This is a genomic window from Rothia sp. HMSC062F03 (assembly GCF_001836905.1).
Lineage (GTDB): Bacteria > Actinomycetota > Actinomycetes > Actinomycetales > Micrococcaceae > Rothia > Rothia mucilaginosa_A.
Genome location: NZ_KV830898.1, coordinates 140,399 through 159,812, shown reverse-complemented (window position 1 = coordinate 159,812; position 19,414 = coordinate 140,399). Strand labels below are relative to the sequence as shown.

Below are 19,414 nucleotides of genomic sequence, written 5' to 3'. Positions count from 1 at the left end.
AGATTCAGATACCCAAAAACACGCCATATAACACACCGATAAGGAGAAATAATGCCTATCAGCCTTATTCTGACGGTCCTACTCATCCTCTTCGTGCTGACGATGCTCGCCAAGACCGTGCGCGTCATTCCGCAGGGACGAGCCGGCATCGTCGAGCGACTGGGTAAGTTCCGCGCCGTTCTCAAGCCCGGCCTGCACATCGTCATCCCCGTGGTTGACCGCGTGCTGCCCCTCATCGACCTGCGCGAACAGGTGGTTTCCTTCCCCTCGCAGTCCGTGATTACCGAAGATAACCTCGTGGTCGGCATCGACACCGTCGTGTACTTCCAGGTCACCGACCCCCAGGCCGCAACCTACGAAATCACCAACTACATTCGCGCCGTGGACGAGCTGACCAGCGCAACCCTGCGTAACGTCGTTGGCGGCCTGAACCTGGAGCAGACCCTCACCTCCCGCGATCAGATTAACGCGGAGCTGCGCGGCGTGCTCGACTCCACCACCGGCCGCTGGGGCCTGCGCGTCTCCCGCGTGGATATCAAGGAAATTCAGCCCCCGGTGTCCATCCAGGACTCCATGGAGAAGCAGATGCGCGCTGAGCGTGACCGCCGCGCAGCAATCCTCACCGCAGAAGGCCAGAAGCAGTCTGACATTCTGACCGCCGAGGGTGAATCCCGCGCCGCCATCCTGCGTGCTGAGGGTGAAAAGCAGGCACAGATTCTGCGTGCAGAGGGCGACGCACAGTCCGCCATCCTGCGCGCAAACGGTGAGGCCGAGGCCGTGCAGAAGGTCTTCGCCGCCATCCACGATGCCAACCCCAGCCAGCAGCTTCTCACCTACCAGTACCTGCAGACCCTGCCCAAGCTCGCCGAAGGCGACGCCAACAAGCTCTGGTTCATCCCGACCGAGCTCGGCGATGCACTGCGAGGCCTGGGCAACGCGTTCGGCACCCTGCCCGCATCCAACCTGGCGGATGCACCCGCAAAGTCCTCCGCCCCGAAGGCCGAGGGTCAGAGCTACGGCATCAACGGCTAGCAGGCACCTAAAAAATTCATAGGGTTCAACCCCTGCACAGTGGGCGGGCGGAGACTATTACCGATATAATGGATGTTTTGTAAACGTTCGAGGGAATAGCTCTCCCCCGCCCAACGTTATACCTGAAGCGCCGCCCGGCGCACACGACGGACACTGGAGGAAAAATGAGCGATCGTAGCCTGCGCGGTATGCGCCTGGGTTCCCAGTCGATGGAAACCGAATCGAACGTGCAGCCGGCACCCCGCCAGCGCGTCGAGTACCGCACCGCAGACGGTGACCGTGTTTTCGTGACTTTCGCGGCCGAGGCAGAGATTCCCCCGGTCTGGACCGCAAAGTCCGGCAAGGAGGCCTTCCTGGTCAACGGTGATTCCACCGCCAACGCCGAGGATGAGAAGCCTGCACGTACCCACTGGGACATGCTCATGGAGCGTCGCAGCATTGAAGAGCTGGAGAAGACTCTGGAGGAACGCCTGGAGTACTACCGCAACCACTTCGCGGTCTAAGGAACGTCTAGACACGTTAGGGGGCCTTTCAGCGGCATGTGAGCCGCCGAAAGGCCCCCTTTTGTGTACCCCGGATGGCCTTCCTGCCCGTCATGTGCGAGAGGCGTTAGGGGTTCTCAGAGGATTCCAACAGAAAGGGGCCGGGGCGGATGCTCGTAATGCGCATCCGACCCGGCCCCCTCATATGAGGTTGGGTTATGACCCGGGACTACTTCTTGCCCAGAGCCTTCTTCAGCTTCTCCGCGTGGCTCTTCAGGCCCCAGCGGGTCACCTTCGACATCGAATCGAAGATGATGTTGCCGTCCATCTTCGAGGCGCCCACCTCGCGCTCAACGAAGGTAATGGGCACCTCGACAATCTTCAGGCCGGCCTGCTCCGAACGCCACGCCAAATCCACCTGGAACACGTAGCCCTTCGAGTCAATACCGTCCAGGTTCAGACGCTGCAGGGCCTCGCGGCGGTACGCGCGGAAACCTGCGGTGATGTCCTTGATGGAGGTGCCCAGCACCATACGGGTGTACAGGTTAGCGCCGCGCGAGAGAATCTGGCGGTGAGCCGGCCAATTCTTCGTCTTGCCACCCGGCACGTAACGCGATCCGATGGCCAGATCGGCGCCCGCCTCAACGGCGCGCACCAGGGAGGGCAGCTGCTCGGGCTGGTGGGAGCAGTCAGCGTCCATCTCAATCAGAATCTCGTAGCCTGCCTCCAGACCCCAGTCAAAGCCCGCCAGGTAGGCGCCGCCCAGGCCGTCCTTAACGGTGCGGTGCAGAACGTGAATCTGAGGGTCCTTTGCCGAGAGCTCGTCAGCGATCTGGCCGGTGCCGTCGGGGCTGTTATCATCCACCACGAGAATGTCTACCTCGGGAGCTGCCTTGCGAAGACGCTCCACCACAACCGGTAGGTTCTCCTTTTCGTTATACGTCGGGATGACAGTTAGAACGCGCATAATACTCCCTCACAGGTGCATATAAAACAGGCCGGTAGATGTCCAGTATACCGGGTAAACATATAAATCGATGAATTATTGAGGGGCTTCAGCCCCGTAAAAAGTCTCTGACAAGCTAAAAATTAGTTACTTTCAGTGTAAATAGATTCAAGAATGGGTAGGGGCGAGTCGTCCTCCAGGACCGGAAGCAGCGGAATCCGGGCGCGCGGATCGGTGCTCCACGAGGCAACGCGCGAATCCGGAGCCTGAACCATCAGCGCCTCCACACGCCAACGCGTCACGAAGGCCGGGGTATCCGGTGCCAGCTGGCCCATAAACGGGTTCTCCTCATGCGCCAGACGGTATACGCCGCGGGTCAGCGCCGCAAACGCGCTACGTGCAGATACGCCGCGCTCATCGTTCACCAGCGCGCGCACCAGGGCCCACGCACCCGGCGCAAACAGCTGGGTATCGGAACCCAACGCAATCGAGGTGCCCGCGACATTCGCGCGGCGCGCAACCGAAGCCACCGACTCCTGGCCCTCTCCCCCGGCGGCCAGCGCGGCCAGCGCCTGCACAGCCTCATCGTCCTCGTCAGACTCCGGCTCGCACACGCTCAAACCCAGGTGCACGCGGCCCTCGGCCAGCTTCTGCAACCACTCATCGCTAATGGGATCCTGAGCCGTGCTGTACGCTGCGTCCAGGCGAATCGGAAGCCACGGACGCTCCCCACGAATCGACAGGGCGGCCTCGGCGGCGGCAGCAAAACCTGCGGAAGCGTCAATCGACAGAACCAGCGCGGCGTCCTCGGCCACCTGGGCGTAGCGCTCCGCCAGCCCCGCGGGAACGTGGATACCCGTCAGCGACAGACCCGGCAGCGCGCGCGGGCCCTCGGTCAGCGGGCGTAGCGCCTTAATCGCGCTCACCAGCTCCTCAAGGTCGACGCCCTCCCGCTCACGGCCCTCAACCCGCGGGCCCGAAGCATCAAGAATCAGACGGATATCCGCCGGGCCGTGCTCCTCGATGTTGTGGCGTAGGGCCGACACCAGATCCGCCGCATCATCCATGGAAGCCAGCAGGGTATGGGTGTGGTAACCCACGGCGCGGTAGACATCCAGGTACTCGAGGATCTCGACGGGCTCCTTACCGCCCACCGGCGCCAGGGCGCGAGCAAAAGCGGGAGTCAGCAGGGCACCGTCGAGCTCCACCACCTCGGTGGACTCATCGGCAATCGAATGAGCACCCGCATCAGAACCAACCCAGCGGACGACGCCGTCCTCCGTCAAAAGAGCCGTGGCATAGGGGTCGACGGGGCTGTACACGCTACCGTCCACAAAAATACGGGTGGCCATTGTTAATCCTTTCGCCATTGAGCGGAACGCTGGGACTCGGGCCCGGGGCGCATCCGCCAACGCGGCGGAACACCCCAACAGGCCCTAGTCCGAGTATAAAAGCACCCCCGGGGGCTGCGGTAGTATGTGCATCCTTTCACGACAAAGAATGACCCGCACCCTCCGGGGGTATCGAATGATGGAACGGCGATGGCGGCCGGGAGCCCCCGGCCACCGCAAGAGGCACGCCGCGAGCGCGTTAGACGTCCAGCGCCACAACGCCGCGGCGTACTGCCTCGATGGCCTCCTCACAGCGAGCGCGGATGACCGGGTCCAGGGATCGGATGTGCGCGATCTGGTCTAGGGCGTCCAGTACCTGCTTTGCCCAGCGTACGAAGTCGCCGGCGGCGAGGCCGGTGTCTTCGATGGCCTTTGCGAGGTGGGCGCCGTTTGCCCATGCGTACATGGGTTCGACCAGGCCGAAGTCGCAGGCCGGGGTCAGGTCGACCTTGAACTGTTCCTCGGCTGCGTTCAGGTCGGCGAGGCGCTGCGTAATCGTCGCGATGGGTGCGCGCAGGGAGGGGTGCGGGTAGTGCGCCAGGTATTCCACGGCGTCGCGCTTGCCCTGGTAGGTTAGTGCGGCGACGGTTGCCGCGATGGCGGCGGGTTCCAGGCCGTCGAGGAAGTGCGCGTCTAGGCACAGGGCGGTCAGTAGGTCGCGCTCGCCGTAGATGCGGCGCAGAGCCTGGCCGCCGGTGGTTAGCGACAGTTCGTTATCCTCGGTGCGTTCGACGTAGCCGTAGCTCTCCAGCAGACGCGCAATGCGGTTGAAGACCTGCGCGATAGTGTTGGTGCGGCGGGCAATCTGACGGCGCAACCCTTCAGTCTCAGAGTTGAGCTTCTGCCAGCGCTCAGCCCAACGCATGTGGTTCGCGCGGTCGGAGCAGCCGTGGCACGGATGGTTACGCAGCTGAGCCTGCAGCGCCTCCAGCTGCGCGTCAATACTGTTCTGACGAGCAGGGATGTTCTGCTGTGCGAGCGCGCGCGGGGCACGTCCGTCGTAGAGTGCCTGGCGCATGCGGCTTGCGGTGTCGCGGCGTTCCTTGGCGGTTTTGAGGCTTAGGCGCTTGGGGATTTTGATGCGTGAGACCGGTTCGACGGCGCCTTCGAAATCTCGGGTTGAGGCGGTGCGCTGGTGCGCGTCCTCGGTGACGATGCCGATGCGGGGGTCGGCGTGCGAATCGGAGCGGGTGACTACGACCGCGTAGCCGCGGGAGCGGCCGTGCGGAATGTAGATGATGTCGCCGGGCAGTAGCTGTTGGATGCTGTGGTGTGCCTGCGCGCGGGCGTGGCGTTCGTTGCTCTTGGAGGCTTTCTTTTCCAGTTCGGCGATTTGGCGGCTGAGCTGGACGTATTCGGTGAAGTCGCCCAGGTGGCATGCCATTGCTTCGCGGTAGCCTTCCAGGGCGTTTTCGTTTTTGCGTACGCGGGAGGCGATGCCCACGACCGACTTGTCGGCCTGGAACTGTGCGAAGGAGGATTCGAGGATTTTGCGGGTGCGTTCGGCGCCGTAGGAGGCGATGAGGTTTGCCGCCATGTTGTAGGTGGGGCGGAATGAGGAGTTCAGCGGGTAGGTGCGGGTTGAGGCGAGGGTTGCCACGTGTTCCGGGGACATGCCGGGGCGCCACATGACGACGGCGTGGCCTTCGATGTCGATGCCGCGGCGGCCTGCGCGTCCGGTTAGCTGGGTGTACTCGCCGGGGGTGATGTCCACGTGGGATTCGCCGTTGTACTTGGTGAGCTTTTCCAGGATGACGGTGCGGGCGGGCATGTTGATGCCCAGTGCGAGGGTTTCGGTGGCGAAGACCAGCTTAATCAGGCCCTGGGTGAAGAGAGCCTCCACGACCTCCTTGAAGAGGGGTAGCAGGCCGGCGTGGTGTGCCGCGATACCGCGAATCAGCCCGTCGCGCCATTCGTAGTAGCCGAGGGTGTTCAGGTCGCGGGTGTCCAGGTGTGCCGTGGCCTCCGCAATGTAGGCGCGGATGGTCTGCTGCTGTTCGGGGGTGGTGAGCGTAATGTCGGCTGCCACGCACTGGCTGACCGCGCCGTCGCATCCGGCGCGGGAGAAGATGAAGCAGATGGCGGGCAGTAGACCCTGCTTGTCGAGGGCGCGGACCATTTCGGGGCGGGTGATGCGCTGGGGGCGCAGCGGTGCCTGTTCGCCGCGCTCACCGTCTGAGTAGCGGCGCGTGCGGTCTGAGCGGCCGCGCTCGCCGCTGCTGAAGGTTTCGTTGAGCCAGCCTTCGCGGCGGTGGCGGAAGCGTTCACGCTTTCCGCCGTAGCGGCCGCGTCCCGGGCCGGAACGGAAGCCGGGGCGTAGTGCCTTCAGCTGCGGGTTCAGGCGCAGGCCGGCCAGCAGAGGGTTGGCGCCCGCCTCTACGGATGCGCCGCGCTGCTTGGCCTTCTGCGTCTTCTTTGCCTGTTTGCGGGAGAGCTGCTCCTCCGGCTCCTGGTTTTTGCCGTTTTTGCCGTGTGCCGAGTTGTCCTCGGGCACGAAGAGGTCTACCACGCGGTGGCCGACCATCATGTGCTGCCACAGGGGTACCGGGCGGTGCTCGGAGACGATAACGTCCGTGCCGCCGCGCACCGTGTCCAGCCAGGCTCCGAACTCCTCAACGTTTGACACCGTAGCCGACAGGGAGATGACGTTCACGTGCTCGGGCAGGTGGATGATGGCCTCTTCCCACACCGCGCCGCGGAAACGGTCTGCCAGGTAGTGCACCTCGTCCATGACCACGTACCCCAGGCCGTTCAGGGTGGTGGAGTTGGCGTAGAGCATGTTGCGCAGCACCTCGGTGGTCATCACGACCACGGGGGCTTCGGTGTTGATGCTCGTGTCGCCGGTCAGCAGGCCCACGTAGTCCTCGCCGTACGCGCGCACGAAATCGTGGTACTTCTGGTTGCTCAGCGCCTTGATCGGGGTCGTGTAGAACGCCTTCATGCCGCGGCGCAGCGCCAGGTAGATGCCGAACTCGCCCACGATGGTCTTACCCGCGCCCGTGGGGGCGGCCACGAGGACGGAGCGGTCCGCCTCCACAGCGGCACACGCCTGACGCTGAAAGTCGTCCAGCGGGAAATCCAGGGAGGCCTCAAACGCGCCCAGGGCGCTCTTGGCGTATGCGGAGCGTTCGCGGGATGCGGCGTAGGCGGCGGCGTAGTCGGTGCCGGGGTGCCCGTTAGAAGCGGTAGAAGTGTGTGCGTCAGAAGTGTGCTGTGCGTGGTGCTTAGTCATGGTACATCCAGTGTAGCGGCTGGCCTGCCGGCGCTCGGCTCGAAGCGGCGGCTTCCGGCAGATATCAGGTACGGGCGAACACACGGGTGAAAACACGGGTGGCACGCGGCGGCTCGAGCCCGACCGCGAGCGCATCCGGCGCGCCTTCTGGGTTTTGGGGCCGTCCGGGGGCGGGTATGCGGAAAGGGCGGGGCGCAGAGGTGAATCTGTGCCCCGCCCTTTCGGCGAGTACCCGTGATGTGGTGTTCCGTCAGGAACGTTTAGGAGGTTTTTTCTTCGTCGAAGTAGCCCATATTGGCCAGGTCTTCGGCGCTGGTTGCGGTGTTCAGGGTTGCTTCGTCTGCGCCTTCTGCCAGCTTGGCGAGCTTGCGGTCGCGGCGCTTGTCGTTGAACATGCAGATGCCGATGGCCGCGAAGAAGAAGATGAGTAGCGGCGCCATGAGGACGAACATCATCATGATGTCGCTACCGGGTGCGGTCAGTGCCGCGATGACCGCGACGAGGACGACGACCCAGCGCCAGGACTTCAGGATGGTCTTACCGCGAATTAGGCCCAGCATGTTAATGCCGACGAGAATGACGGGGATGATGAAGGCGCAGGAGAACGTCACAACGAACTTCAGGATGAAGGAGATGTACACGCCGGCGTCAATGTAGTTACTTTCGTTGACGGGGGTGAACTTCAGCAGTGCGTAGACGACGCCGGGGAGGGTGAAGTACGAGATGGCCACACCGCAGCCGAAAGCGAAGATGGCTGCGGTAAGGAAGCCGAAGAGATACTTCTTCTCCTTGGTGTGCAGCGCCGGTAGCAGGAATCGCAGCGCCTGGTAGAGCCAGACGGGGGACGCAATCACCATGCCGATGTACATGCCGACCTTGAGCAGCTGGTCGAAGGGGGATGCAACGGAACCGTAGTTGAGGTTGGCGTTGCGGCCGGTTTCTGCGTTGATCTGCTGCAGGGGTGCGGAGATCATTTCGATGAAGGGCTGGTAGAGGAAGACCGTGCCGATGATGGCCGCGATGATGGTTGCGATAGCCGCCTTGATGAAGCGGTCGCGAAATTCGCGTAGGTGTTCCTTGAGTTCCATGCGCGCTTCAGGGTTGAGTTTGCGGTTGCGCACGTCCTGGTCGGGTGTTGCCACGGGGTGTCCTCTGGGTGTCTGTGCCTATGGTTGGCTGAGGGGTTTGGGGCGGTGCCGCAAAACCCGTGCCGGCCGGTGGGCGGGCACGGGTTTGGGGCGTGGTGTGTTGAGACCGTTGGTTACTTGGTTTCGGTCTTGCCGTTGTCTACGACCTCGCCGGTGACGACCTCTTCACCGTTCTCTGCCTTGGTGGCGTCCTTCTTGGGGTCGCTCTTGGCGTCGTTCTTGAGGCCTTCGACCTCGGTCTTGAAGATGCGCATGGACTGGCCGAGGCTACGTGCCATGCCGGGGAGCTTGGGGGCGCCGAAGAGCAGGACGACGAGGAGGATGACGACGATGATGGTCGCGGGGTGGCTGAAAATCTGGCCCATGGTGTGCCTTTCTGGTTAGAGCAGGTCTCCGATGTTTTGAGGTTGGCCGAGTCGATCTCGTCGGGAGACCCGTCGCTTGATCCGCTCAGACCTGCGTGTCTGTTTGCCTTGTTCGTAGTTATTGTATGCCTCGGTGATGGGCGTGAATACCCCGAGGGTGGTGTCTCGCGGGAGTTTTCGAGTGGCGTTTGCTTGCGCGGTGTCGAATTGTCCCTCGATTGACTCGACCCAGGTAACGGTTTCGTCGAGTAGCGTGAAACCGCGAGTGAGTGCTTTGTAGGTGAACCATGCCAAGTAGAGGAGCGAGCAGATGATGAGCGCGCCCCATAGCAAAATCCAGAACCACCAAGACATGGGCACCATTATACAAGTTTTGAGGTGTTGTTTTGGTGGGGTGTTGATGTGTTCTGGGGGTTTTAGTCGTGTTTTTGCGGATGGGTGTAGGGTCTAGTTTTCTCTGGGCGAAGCGGGGTTGGCGTTGGCGAGGGCGGTGAGGTGCTCGAGGAGGGCGGCGCGCAGGTGCGCGGGCCCGGTGATTTCGAGGGATCCGCGGTGTGCAATGACGGTGTCGATGATGTTTTTGTCGCCGGCGCCAGCGATGTTGTTGTAGTGCACGCGGACGTGGGTGGTTTTGGTGCCTTTTCGGGCGTGCTCGGCGCTGCGGCGCTTGTAGGTTGCGGTGAGGTTTTCGAGGGTTTCGCCGCCGGGGGTGTGGTCGGTGGGGTGGATGCGCAGCTCGACGCTGGGGTTGGTGGTGGTTTTGTGCTGCTTGGCGTGCCAGTCGTTGACGGTGCTGTCGTGGTTGGGACCGATGTAGTGCGGCTGTGCTTCGCCTGCGGGCGCGTAGCTGCTGATGCGAGTGAGGCGGAAGTTGCGCCAGAAGACGGGTTCGACGGGGGTGGGCTCGGCGCTGGTGGAATTGGTGGAGGCACTCTCCCCCGCCGCGCTCGCGGGCTTTGCCTCCCCGGCGGCAGGGCTCTCTGCGGCGGCGTCCTCAGACAGCGTGGCGAGGTGGCGTGCCTCGCTGGCGCGGCACCACGCGTGCAGGTAGAGGCGGTCGCGGTGCAGGGTGAGCGCTACCGGGTCGACGACGCGTTCCGCGGCGCGGGTGCCGTAGGTGATGGTGAGGGCGCGTCCGCTGGCGAGGGCGGCGCGCGCCTCCTGCAGCCGGGGGTCCTCGGGCGCGAAGAGCAGGTGCTTCGCGTAGTCGGTGGTGCGCGGGTAGGCCTCCGCGAGCGCGGCGAGGATCGCGGCCGGTCGCGGGTCGCCCGAGTACATCAGGTCGGCTGCGGAGAGCGTGAAGACGAGGATTGCCAGCTCGGTGTCGGTGAGGCGGGTGTAGTTGAGCAGGGTGAGGGATGCGGCGCCATCGCTGAATTCGGGGAGCAGGTTGAGACGGGCGGGATTGGCTGCGTCGGGATCCTTAGCCTCAGAGTAGAAGGGTACCTCGTCGAATTCGTCGTAGATGGCGTTGATAATTTTGTCGAGCTTGGCTGCGTTGTTGTTGTCGACGCGGTAGAGGGGGTTGAGCTTGTTGAGGGGCATGGGCGTCTCGCCGTGGACGTCGGCCCAGCGGTCGGCGCGGTGCAGCGCGAGGATGAGGTCGTCGAGGGCGTCGAGGGCGTCGTTGCGGGAACGCTGGGTTGTGGGGAACCACTTGGCGGGGGTTTCGGGTTCGCCGGTGTGCAGGGCGATGAGCTCACGCAAAAGTTCCCGCTGGGCGGCGTGGCTGTCCTGCTGGCGGCCGGTCAGGGTCTTGCCGGATGCGGGGTTCGCGTCGTGGTGCGGCTGGATGAGCCAGCCGGCGCAGGTGGCGTCGATGGCGCTGTCTACGGCGCCATAGGAGGGCACGGTGAAGGGTGCGGCGGGGTCCTCGGCGCCGGGGTTGGGGTCGAGGACGGTGAGGGTCTCTTCGTAGCCGCTGATTTTCTTGAGGCGGGTGCGGGCCTCGTAGGCGGGGTTGATGGGTGCGGGGTCGATGCTTGAGAACACGTCGAGGCTTCGGATGCGGTCGGTGCGGTAAGTGTAGGTCTTGCGCTCTTCGGGGGTTTTGTTGCCGAGGGGAAAGTGCGCGACGAGGTACCAGGAGCCGTAGCTGTAGATGAGGCCGGCAACGCTGACCTTCTCGTAGGTTTTGATGTCTCCACCGCTGCCCTGATAGGTGAAATTGAGGGTCTTGCGCTGCGCGTAGGCGGTGAAGAGCTCGTAGAGGTGCGGGTCGTCGCTGAAGTGCAGGCGCTGGATGTGCTCGCGGTAGGCGTGCAGGTCGCGGGCGCGCTGCTTGACGGTTTTGGTGAGGGGCGGCTGGTTGTCCCGTTTGATCTCTTCGATTCGGGTGACGTTAGCCGCGGTGAGCGCCTCGTCGGTGAGGTGTTCGCTCGTGAGCGCAATCTTGCGCAGGATGCGGTAGGCCTCGTCCTGCAGTTCGGTGCCTTCCCAGCCGCGCAGCTCGGCGTTGAGGAGGAAGAATTCTTTGGCGGTGGGGTTCCACGCGGTCAGCGAGTTGGGGGCTTCTGCGTTGAGGCGGTAGCGTCCGGAGGTGTCGGTGGTGAAGTGGGTGATGCGCGCGCCGGCGTCACGCAGGGTCTGCTTAGCGCGTTCGAAGGCGCGTTCGCTCGCCTCGGAGAGCGCGGCCCCGGGGGCGGAGGTCTTGATGCCCAGGAGGCTGAGGAACTCGTCGCGGCTGATGCCGTTGCGGCGGGTGGCTTCGTCGGGCGCCTCGGCGACGGTGGCGAGGCGGTTCAGGGTCATGAAAAGCTGAGCTGCGGTGGACATGGTTCCATCATACCGGGGTGATTTGTGTTCCGCGGCACTCGTTGAGCGTGCGGGACTGCTGTGGGAAGGTTACGGGAGGGATACGGAAGAGCCGTAGGAAGGGCGAGCCGGCATAGAAAGTCCACCGGCACGCGCCATCAACACGCATCCCCGGTGCGCAAAAGCCCGGCGCCTCTCCCCCGTCGAGGGTGAGACGCCGGGCCGAGTATCTCTTACGCGAAAAACGCGAGAACCTGGCTAGTCCTTAGCGGACGTCCAGCAGGTCCACCACGAAAATCAGGGACTCGCCGGGCTTAATGACCGAACCAGCGCCGCGGTCACCATACGCCATGTCGGCGGGAATCTCCAGGCGACGACGGCCGCCAACCTTCATGCCGAGCAGACCCTCATCCCAGCCGCGGATAACCTGGCCAACGCCCACCTGGAACGGTAGCGGCTCGCCGCGGTTCCAGGACGCGTCGAACTCTTCACCGGTGGAGAATGCAACACCGACGTAGTGGGTGAGCACGCGGGAGCCGGGAACAACCTCAGCGCCTGCGCCCTCAATCAGGTCGGTGATGACCAGCTCGGTGGGGGCGTCGCCCTCGGGGAAATCGATTTCGGGCTTTTCGCGGTCGAGGTTACGCTGACCGAAAGACATGGGTGTCTCCTTTGATTGATTCGAAGTGATTCGAAATGGTGGGGTGCGCTCGCCGCCCATCTCATGTGGGCGGCGAGCGCGGTTGAAAACGTGGGTAGCGTTCCCGGGTTTACTGCGCGGTAGCCGAGGGCGCCGGGGTTGCGGTGGCCGCATCTGTGGAGGCGCCCGAAGCCGATGCGGAGGCAGCAGCGGCGGAAGCGGCCTGAGCCCGTTGCAGGGTCTGCGGGTTCTCCTCGGCGCCCAGGATGTCCACGACGAACACGAGGGTGCCGGTCGGGGTGGAGCCGTTGGCGGACTCGTTACCGTACGCCTGGTCTGCCGGGATAATCAGCTCAACGCGGGAGCCGACCTTCTTGCCGGTCAGGCCGGCGGTCCAGCCCTTGATAACGCCCTGCAGGGACAGCGCCGCGGGGATCTTCTCGTAGTTGCCGTCGAAGACCTTGCCGTCGGAGTACTGCACACCGAGGTAGCGCACGTAGATGGTGTCGGTAGCCTTCACCTCGGGGCCGGTGCCCTCGATGAGGTCCTTCGAGACGAGCTCGGTGACGTCCTGCTTGGTGTCGGGCAGCTTGATTTCAGCCTTGCCGGTGGACTCGTCTAGGGTGAAGGAGGGCAGGGACGGGTCGGCGGGCTGAGCGGTGCCGGTGGCGTACTTGGGCAGCTTGGCCTTGACGGTGTACACCTCAACGTTGGTTGCGGTACCCGGGGATGCGGTCGAGGCGGTGGGCGTGCCGGAGGCGGTGCGCTGCTGCAGGATGTTGGTGCTGTAGGAGAAGGAGCCGCCAACCTTGATTTCCTTGAGCTTCTCGTACACCTCGGGGGCTGCCTGCTTGAGCTGGTCGTTGATGGGCAGCAGAATCGGTTCGCTGGAGTAGGTGGAACCGGCCACCTTGCCGTTAGCACCGTTGAACACGGCCGCCTCGACGAGCACGAAATCGCCATCGTTAATGGAGTCGCCGTTGCCGGTCTCAATCACGTGCGCGGTGGGGGTGGATGCGGCGAAGGGGGTCGCGAAGGACACCTCGGGCTCCGCGGTGGCGCTCTTGAGGGTGTACTTGACGCCGGAGAGGTCGTCGTTGGGACCGGCCTTGGGGGCGCATGCGCTGAGAGCGAGCGCGAGGGCGACGCCTCCGACGCCGATATAGGTTAGGGGTGAGCGTTTGGTCATGATATATCCTCTGGTTGTGTGCGCGCCGGATAATGCGCGCGCCTTCAGAATAGTTTACAGGTACGGGGTTTGGGCGGTCTCATGCTACCGTCCGCGGCTGTGGGCAGGCTGTGCGCGGACGGAGTATCCGCAGGGTTGGGGCGCCGTCTGCGAGGTTGGGGGCGTTCGCCGGAGCAAACGCCCCCTTCACGTATTTCCCGAGCAGAGTTCGCCTGGCAGGGCTTGCCTAGCAGGGCTTGCCTAGCAGGGCGGCGGGAAAGCCGCCTCGCGGTGCTGACGCGCCTTGCCTTCCAGAAGGGTCAGTACCTCCTGCAGGCCCTCGCTGTCGGTCGCGAACGGGTCCTTACACACCAGCGTGTGCTGCGGGTAGGCGTTGAGCTTCAAGTGCACCCAATCCACGGTGAACTGCTCCCCCGCCGCAATCGCCGCGTTAATGAAACGCGAACGCTGCAGAGCGCGAGTGTTCGGCGGCTGAGTCTTCGCCGCCTCCGCAGCGCCCTCGGGCAGGATGCGCTTGACCGCACCGCGACGAACCAGCGCATGGAAGACACTACGCTCCGGGTCGATGTCGTGGTACGCCAAATCCAGCTGACGGATGCGGGCGCTCGCATAATCGGCAGGCTGACCAGCCGCACGGGCGCGGGCAATATACGCATCCAGAAGCTTCTTCTTAATCGCCCAGTCAATCTCAGTGTCAATGCTGCTGTAGTCGCCAGACTCGATAGCGTCCAGGGTGCGCTGCCACAGGTTGAGGGCGTAGTCCACGTGGCGGTGGTGTGCGCCGTACTGCTGCACGTACTGGCGTGCCGCATCCAGGTAGTGGCGCTGCACGCTCAACGCCGTGTAGTACTGCCCGTCGGTGGTCTGGAAGGTCGCGGTGCCGGTCAGATCGTGGCTGATGGCGCGCAGGGCCGCCGGGACGGACACAATATCCAGGCTCGTGACCGGGAAGCGATCCTCGAGCATGCGCAGCACCAGGTCGGTGCTGGCAATCTTCAGCAGCACGGTCGGCTCGGCCATGTTCGAGTCACCATTAATGACGTGCATGCGGCGGAACTTCGAGGCGTCGGCGTGCGGCTCGTCACGGGTGTTAATGAGCGGACGAGCGCGGGAGGTCGAGGTCGAAGCCGCCTCCCAAATATGGTCGGCACGCTGCGAGAACGAGTACGAGGGTACGCCCGTGCTGGATGCCGGGTCGGTCGAACCGGGCACCGGGCCGCCCTGCGGGTGGGTCTTGCCGGCGCCCACCAGAATCTGGCGGGTCACCAGGAACGGCACGAGCTGGGCAATCAGGTCGTTGAACTGCAGCTTGCGGCTGATCAGGTAGTTCTCGTGGCTTCCGTAGGAGTTGCCCGCCGAATCCACGTTGTTCTTGAACAGGTACAGTTCGCCGTCGAGAGGGCGGCCCTCGGAACCGGCGAGCAGGCGCTTGCGAGCGGTGCGCGCCAGGTCGGCGAAGAGCAGCTCGCCGGCGCGTTCCTGCGCGAGCAGCTCGTCGATGCTGCTACATTCGGCGGAAGCGTATTCGGGGTGCGAGCCGACGTCCAGGTAGAGGCGGCCGCCGTTGGGCAGGAAGACGTTCGTCGAACGCCACTGGTCCAGTACGGGCTTGAAGAGGGCGGCGGCGGATTCTTCGATGCTCAGCCGGCCCATGCCGTGCGGGACGTAGCTGAGCCCGAATTCGCTCTCAATGCCGAAAATGCGGTGTTCCATGATGATGACCCGGCGCGCAGGTGCGTCGGTTACTCGCCGCCCTTCTGGACGAAGCCGGTCACGAAGTCCTCGGCGTTCTCGGCCAGCAGGCCGTCGATTTCGTCGAGCAGGTCGTCAACCTCGCTCACGTCAGAAACGACGTGGGAGGCGGCGAGGGTCAGTTCCTGCTCCTGCTCGGCGGCGGTGGTTTCGGTCTGCTGCGCGTTAATGCGTTCGCGGCTCATGGTTCTCTCCTTGAGGTTGGTTAGGTTAGTTAGTTTGGTTAGTTGGTCTGTGGCGGTGGTGCCGGTCGGCGCGGGTTGCGCCACCGGTTTGCGGGTGCACCAGATGCACCGCCTCCGTGGGTTTTGTGGTTTTCACCCTTCCGAATGGGGGTATCAGCCCCGGGACGGAATGTGAGTTCGTGTGGGTTTGGGGGCTGAAACGCCCCGCGGCGGGCCCAAACCTCGACAGCACCCCGCGCCCTAGCGCAGGCCGTTCAGCAGCGCATCCGAGTGGTTTGCCTCCTCCAGCAGCGGCTCCACCTCGGCGGCACCGTAGCGGGTCGGCTCCATCATCGTAAAGCGAGTCAGCTCCTTCGAATAGCGGCCACGGCACGAAACCGTATCCCAGTTAATACCCAGAATCTCCTCGGGCCAGCGGGACATCAGCGTGCCGCGCAAAAACGCGCGCGTCTCACGCGGCGGCTCAGACACCGCACGCTCCACCTGCTCCGCAGAGAACAGCGTGCGCATGCGCCCGCGCGCCACCAGACGATGGTACAGGCTCTTCGACGGATCAATATCAGCGTACTGCAAATCCAGCGCCTTCAGCTTCGGGTTCGCGTAATCCACGCCCTTCTCAACGTAGCCGCGCACCAGCGCGTACTTCGCCACCCAGTCCAGGCGGTCCGCCAGCGAGAGCGGGTTGGTCTCCAGGGCATCCAGCACCTCGCCCCACAGGTCGAGAATCTGCGCGGTCGCCGCATCCACACCCGCCGGGTTCGACTCCTCGTGCGCGCGGGACGCCTCGTAGTAGGCGCGCTGAATCTGCAGGGCGCTCGCCGAACCGCTCGTCGACACCGGGTTCGGCAGGGTCGCCGAAGACGGAGCCAGCGGCAGCTGAACCGACAGTGACAAATCGTGGCTGACCGCGTGCATCGCCGCCACCGGGTCGGACAGGCGCACACCCGGCAGCGCGGGGTGCTGCTCGCTGTGCGACTCAATCAGGTTCATGACCAGCGCCGCCGTGCCGAACTTCAACAGGTTCGAGTAGTGCGAGAGGTTCGCATCCGCCGGAATCACGTGCAGGCGGCGGTACTTCGACTCGTCCGCGTGCGGCTCGTCGCGCGTGTTCACAATCGGGCGGCGAATCGTGGTCTCCAAACCAATCGTGCGCTCAAAGAAATCGGCGCGCGAACTAATCTGGAAGCCAGGAACCTCACCGTGCGTGCCGATACCCACGCGGCCCGCACCCGTGAAAATCGCGCGCGTGGCGAAGAACGGCAGGAGCGCATCCGCCACCTGCTCGAACGGAACCTCGCGGCTAATCAGGTAGTTCTCGTGCGCGCCGTAGGACTGACCCTTCGAGTCGGTGTTGTTCTTGTACAGCTTCACCTGCGGCAGGTCCTCGGCGTGCTTGCCCAGCTCCACGAGCGCCTGGTAAGCCAGCGCGTCACCGGCGGCATCGTACAGCACCGCGTCGGCGGGGCTCAGCACCTCGGGCGAAGAATACTCCGGATGCGCGTGATCCACATACAGGCGCGCACCGTTGGGCAGGATCGCGTTCATCGTCACGCGGTCCCAATCCAGACGCTCCGGGAAGCCGCCGCGGCCGTGCACGCCGGCGAGCGCATCCAGGGCGCTGCGCGGCTCGGCGGGTTCGCCCGGTGCCTGCACGCCCGCCTCGCGCATAATCTCCAGGGCGATGTCCTGGCTGGTCAGCTCGGTGCGGGTGTGGGTCATCTGGCTCGAGTGGGCGGTGGAGGCGTCCTGCACCCGGCCGAAGGCGTCGCGCAGGGGCGACTCGGACTCCCCCAGCCACTGGCCCTCGGGTGCGGCGGGGGCGCTGGGTTCGGTCGAGTAGTTCTCGGCCTGGCGGGCCTCCTCGGCGACGAGCTCGGCGGCCAGGGCGCGGCGCTGCAGCTGCTCGCGGAAGGCCTCGCCGCGGCGGAAGGCGAGCTTGGCGTAGGTGTTGACCACCAGCGCCGACAGCACGGTCGGGTTGGTGCCCGGCGCGGAGGGTGCGATGACGCCGTATTCGGTTTCGGCGCCCATGATGCGGTGCACGCCGTAGCTGGGTGTGGAGTTCATGGGGTTCTCCTGAAGGGTTCCTATATAAATTCTGGACCTGCGGTAATGCCGGTTGTGTCGCGGGATAAGCGCTCGGTGAGTGCCGGATGAGCGCGACCCGGCTCATGCTTGTAGCGCGGTTTAGCGGGCCGGTTCCACCGACACGAGGCGGCCGCGCACACCGGCGACGGTGAGCGCATCCTCGATATCGGGCAGAGGCGGCAAATCCACCTGGTCCTCAAACTCGGCGCGTACCGCCTCCAGCAGGTGGCGGGTACCGATACCCACACCGGCCGCGCCGTTTACCTCGGCCGCACCGGAAGCACCGGCGGCGGTCAGCGCCTGCAGCTGCTCCTTAATTGCGGCCTTCTTCGCGCGGTCCACAATATTGCGAATCACCGCACCCGAGGCGAAGTCGCCGCGGTAGAGCGTGTGCGTGGAGAGGTGGCCGGTCGCGGCGTTCGAAGAGCCCACAATCATGGAGGAATCCACGGTCGCCACGGCGTACGCGGTGGAGGGGGTACGCGCGTACAGCTGGCCCGTTGCGGCGGCAATCATCGAGGTCAGGGCGGCGCGGACGGATCCGGCGGCTGCCACCTCCGCCGCGTCTAGCGGCAGGTCCTCGGTCAGGTACAGGCCGAAGATTTCGGCGGCACCGGCGGCGTCCGGGCGGTTAATGCGAATCTTCAGGTCCAGGCGGCCAGGGCGCATCACGGCGGCGTCGATGAGGTCCTCACGGTTGGTCGCACCAATCACGATGACGTTCTGCAGTGACTCCACGCCGTCAATTTCGGCAAGCAGCTGCGGCACGATGGTCGTCTCGATATCGGAGGAACGGCCCGAACCGCGCATGCGGAACAGCGACTCCATCTCGTCGAAGAACACGACGACCGGGTGACCGGCCTCAGCCTTCTCGCGGGCGGCCACGAAAATATCGCGAATCTGGCGCTCGGTCTCGCCCACGAACTTATCGAGCAGCTCGGGGCCCTTAATGTTCAGGAAGTAGCCGCGGGTATTCGACCCCGGGTTCAGCGCGGCGGCGCGGGCGGCCAGGGAGTTCGCCACGGCCTTAGCAATCATGGTCTTACCGTTACCGGGAGGGCCGTACAGCAGAATACCCTTGGGCGGTGCCAGGTGGTAGCGCTCGAAAATCTCGGGGTGCAGGTAGGGCAGCTCCACCGCGTCGCGAATCTGCTCGATCTGCGCGCCCAGGCCACCGATCTGGCTGTAGGTGACGTCCGGGATTTCCTCAAGCACAAGCTCCTGCGAACGGGAGGCGGGCACCTGCGAGGTAATCATGCGGGTGCGCGTATCGAGGGTCACCGCGTCGCCGGTGCGCAACTGCTCAACATCGAGAGAGCCAGCCACTCGCGCCACCTGCTGGGCGCCCGAGGAGGTATCGACCAGCACGCGCTCGCCGTCGAGCACCTCGCGCACGGTCACCACGTCGCCGAAGGGCTCGGTGTCCAGGGCGACCACGGCCTCGGACTTGTCGTTGAGGAGCACCGTCATGCCGGGGGTGAGGGTGGACAGGTCAATCAGCGGGGACACCGGAATACGCATGAGGCGGCCGCCAACCTGCACGTCCAGGTAGGTGTCAATCTCGGCGGGGGTCTTATCGTCGGCAACCTGCTCGTAGGTCATGGTCTGGCCCTCGTGCACGGCCAGCACAATCGCCGAGTTCAGCGGCGGCATGACGTTCTGCGAGAGGGAGGCGCGCAGGCGCTCCACCTGGTAGCGCATGCTGGTGATGGCCTCGACGAGCTTGCGGTTCTTCTCCCCCGCGCCGCGAATCTGTCGGCTCATATTATCGCGGGTTGCCTCGGCGGCGGTGAGGCGGCGCAGCACGGCGTCATACTCCTGGGCGCTGACGGGCTGACTGCCGGGCAGGGAGGTCGAACCGAACGCGGCGGAGTAGTGCGGCGCGGCGGATGCGGCACTGTGCGCGGTGCCGTGCTGCGGGGTTCCGTTGCGGTCTGCGGATTCGTGGGGGGTCACGGTCTCTCCTATGCGTGTCCGGGCGGGTCGGGCTGTTGCTGGCGGGCCCTTCGGCTGCCTCGATGCGCGGGCTCCGTCAGGGCCGCACCGAGGACGGGGTTGGTACTTTCAGTCTATCGAGAACGCGCGGCTCGGCCGGGGTTCGGGGCGCCAAATTCTCTGCGGGCTCACATGCTGACCCGGTAGTTCTCGGTAGTTCTCAGCTATTCCCCGCTCATCCCGGTGGTTTTAGATTTTTCCGGCGGTTCGGGGCT

Annotated in this window: 15 protein-coding genes; 2 read left to right on the top strand and 13 right to left on the bottom strand. The window is 64.6% G+C overall.

The window, feature by feature from the left end; genetic code table 11:
* The first annotated feature begins 51 nt into the window (after window positions 1–51).
* Together HMPREF2674_RS08230 and HMPREF2674_RS08225 are read left to right on the top strand one after the other, a co-directional pair.
* Window positions 52–1,032, top strand: coding sequence for an SPFH domain-containing protein (locus tag HMPREF2674_RS08230; RefSeq protein WP_070825404.1), 981 nt, complete (start codon window positions 52–54; stop codon window positions 1,030–1,032).
* A gap of 164 nt (window positions 1,033–1,196) precedes the next feature.
* Window positions 1,197–1,535 carry an RNA polymerase-binding protein RbpA gene (locus HMPREF2674_RS08225; RefSeq protein ID WP_049334184.1) on the top strand — a complete coding sequence of 113 codons (339 nt, stop codon included), beginning with the start codon at window positions 1,197–1,199 and terminating at the stop codon, window positions 1,533–1,535.
* A gap of 208 nt (window positions 1,536–1,743) precedes the next feature.
* Here the strand turns inward: HMPREF2674_RS08225 and HMPREF2674_RS08220 are convergent, their stop codons facing one another.
* From HMPREF2674_RS08220 to arc, 13 genes are all read right to left on the bottom strand, one after another.
* The gene (locus tag HMPREF2674_RS08220) at window positions 1,744–2,481 is read right to left on the bottom strand and encodes a polyprenol monophosphomannose synthase (protein ID WP_070484396.1); all 738 of its coding nucleotides are present in this window, start codon (window positions 2,479–2,481) and stop codon (window positions 1,744–1,746) included.
* 122 nt (window positions 2,482–2,603) lie between these two features.
* Window positions 2,604–3,812 (bottom strand): amidohydrolase, encoded by a 1,209-nt coding sequence (locus HMPREF2674_RS08215; RefSeq protein ID WP_070825403.1) that lies wholly within the window; start codon window positions 3,810–3,812, stop codon window positions 2,604–2,606.
* A 238-nt stretch (window positions 3,813–4,050) separates the two neighbouring features.
* Window positions 4,051–7,083 (bottom strand): DEAD/DEAH box helicase, encoded by a 3,033-nt coding sequence (locus HMPREF2674_RS08210; RefSeq protein ID WP_070825402.1) that lies wholly within the window; start codon window positions 7,081–7,083, stop codon window positions 4,051–4,053.
* A gap of 260 nt (window positions 7,084–7,343) precedes the next feature.
* On the bottom strand, window positions 7,344–8,225 hold the full coding sequence (tatC, locus tag HMPREF2674_RS08205; RefSeq protein WP_070649401.1) for a twin-arginine translocase subunit TatC: 882 nt from the start codon (window positions 8,223–8,225) through the stop codon (window positions 7,344–7,346).
* A gap of 119 nt (window positions 8,226–8,344) precedes the next feature.
* Window positions 8,345–8,596 carry a Sec-independent protein translocase subunit TatA gene (gene tatA / locus HMPREF2674_RS08200; RefSeq protein WP_049334189.1) on the bottom strand — a complete coding sequence of 84 codons (252 nt, stop codon included), beginning with the start codon at window positions 8,594–8,596 and terminating at the stop codon, window positions 8,345–8,347.
* Between the two features lie 15 nt (window positions 8,597–8,611).
* A complete protein-coding gene (locus tag HMPREF2674_RS08195; protein ID WP_049334190.1) occupies window positions 8,612–8,950 on the bottom strand; it encodes a hypothetical protein in 339 nt (112 codons plus the stop codon).
* A 93-nt stretch (window positions 8,951–9,043) separates the two neighbouring features.
* A complete protein-coding gene (locus HMPREF2674_RS08190) occupies window positions 9,044–11,371 on the bottom strand; it encodes a helix-turn-helix transcriptional regulator (protein WP_070825401.1) in 2,328 nt (775 codons plus the stop codon).
* 244 nt (window positions 11,372–11,615) lie between these two features.
* Window positions 11,616–12,011: an FKBP-type peptidyl-prolyl cis-trans isomerase gene (locus HMPREF2674_RS08185; RefSeq protein ID WP_005508667.1), complete on the bottom strand. Its 396-nt coding sequence runs from the start codon at window positions 12,009–12,011 to the stop codon at window positions 11,616–11,618.
* 109 nt (window positions 12,012–12,120) lie between these two features.
* The gene (locus HMPREF2674_RS08180) at window positions 12,121–13,179 is read right to left on the bottom strand and encodes an FKBP-type peptidyl-prolyl cis-trans isomerase (protein WP_070825400.1); all 1,059 of its coding nucleotides are present in this window, start codon (window positions 13,177–13,179) and stop codon (window positions 12,121–12,123) included.
* 240 nt (window positions 13,180–13,419) lie between these two features.
* Window positions 13,420–14,892: a Pup--protein ligase gene (pafA, locus tag HMPREF2674_RS08175; protein WP_070825399.1), complete on the bottom strand. Its 1,473-nt coding sequence runs from the start codon at window positions 14,890–14,892 to the stop codon at window positions 13,420–13,422.
* Window positions 14,893–14,921: 29 nt separating this feature from the next.
* The gene (locus tag HMPREF2674_RS08170) at window positions 14,922–15,116 is read right to left on the bottom strand and encodes a ubiquitin-like protein Pup (RefSeq protein ID WP_049334195.1); all 195 of its coding nucleotides are present in this window, start codon (window positions 15,114–15,116) and stop codon (window positions 14,922–14,924) included.
* Window positions 15,117–15,356: 240 nt separating this feature from the next.
* Entirely contained in the window at window positions 15,357–17,183 is a 1,827-nt protein-coding gene (dop, locus tag HMPREF2674_RS08165; protein ID WP_070825398.1) for a depupylase/deamidase Dop, read from the bottom strand.
* A gap of 120 nt (window positions 17,184–17,303) precedes the next feature.
* A complete protein-coding gene (arc, locus tag HMPREF2674_RS08160; RefSeq protein ID WP_070484421.1) occupies window positions 17,304–19,160 on the bottom strand; it encodes a proteasome ATPase in 1,857 nt (618 codons plus the stop codon).
* Between the last annotated feature and the right edge of the window lie 254 nt (window positions 19,161–19,414).

Bases quoted from the DNA above. Each gene is read 5' to 3' on its own strand.
- tatA (WP_049334189.1), bottom strand. From the start codon at position 8,596: ATGGGCCAGATTTTCAGCCACCCCGCGACCATCATCGTCGTCATCCTC.
- HMPREF2674_RS08190 (WP_070825401.1), bottom strand. From the start codon at position 11,371: ATGTCCACCGCAGCTCAGCTTTTCATGACCCTGAACCGCCTCGCCACC.
- HMPREF2674_RS08180 (WP_070825400.1), bottom strand. From the start codon at position 13,179: ATGACCAAACGCTCACCCCTAACCTATATCGGCGTCGGAGGCGTCGCC.
- HMPREF2674_RS08225 (WP_049334184.1), top strand. From the start codon at position 1,197: ATGAGCGATCGTAGCCTGCGCGGTATGCGCCTGGGTTCCCAGTCGATG.
- HMPREF2674_RS08185 (WP_005508667.1), bottom strand. From the start codon at position 12,011: ATGTCTTTCGGTCAGCGTAACCTCGACCGCGAAAAGCCCGAAATCGAT.
- HMPREF2674_RS08215 (WP_070825403.1), bottom strand. From the start codon at position 3,812: ATGGCCACCCGTATTTTTGTGGACGGTAGCGTGTACAGCCCCGTCGAC.
- pafA (WP_070825399.1), bottom strand. From the start codon at position 14,892: ATGGAACACCGCATTTTCGGCATTGAGAGCGAATTCGGGCTCAGCTAC.
- dop (WP_070825398.1), bottom strand. From the start codon at position 17,183: ATGAACTCCACACCCAGCTACGGCGTGCACCGCATCATGGGCGCCGAA.
- HMPREF2674_RS08195 (WP_049334190.1), bottom strand. From the start codon at position 8,950: ATGTCTTGGTGGTTCTGGATTTTGCTATGGGGCGCGCTCATCATCTGC.
- HMPREF2674_RS08230 (WP_070825404.1), top strand. From the start codon at position 52: ATGCCTATCAGCCTTATTCTGACGGTCCTACTCATCCTCTTCGTGCTG.
- HMPREF2674_RS08220 (WP_070484396.1), bottom strand. From the start codon at position 2,481: ATGCGCGTTCTAACTGTCATCCCGACGTATAACGAAAAGGAGAACCTA.
- HMPREF2674_RS08170 (WP_049334195.1), bottom strand. From the start codon at position 15,116: ATGAGCCGCGAACGCATTAACGCGCAGCAGACCGAAACCACCGCCGCC.
- HMPREF2674_RS08210 (WP_070825402.1), bottom strand. From the start codon at position 7,083: ATGACTAAGCACCACGCACAGCACACTTCTGACGCACACACTTCTACC.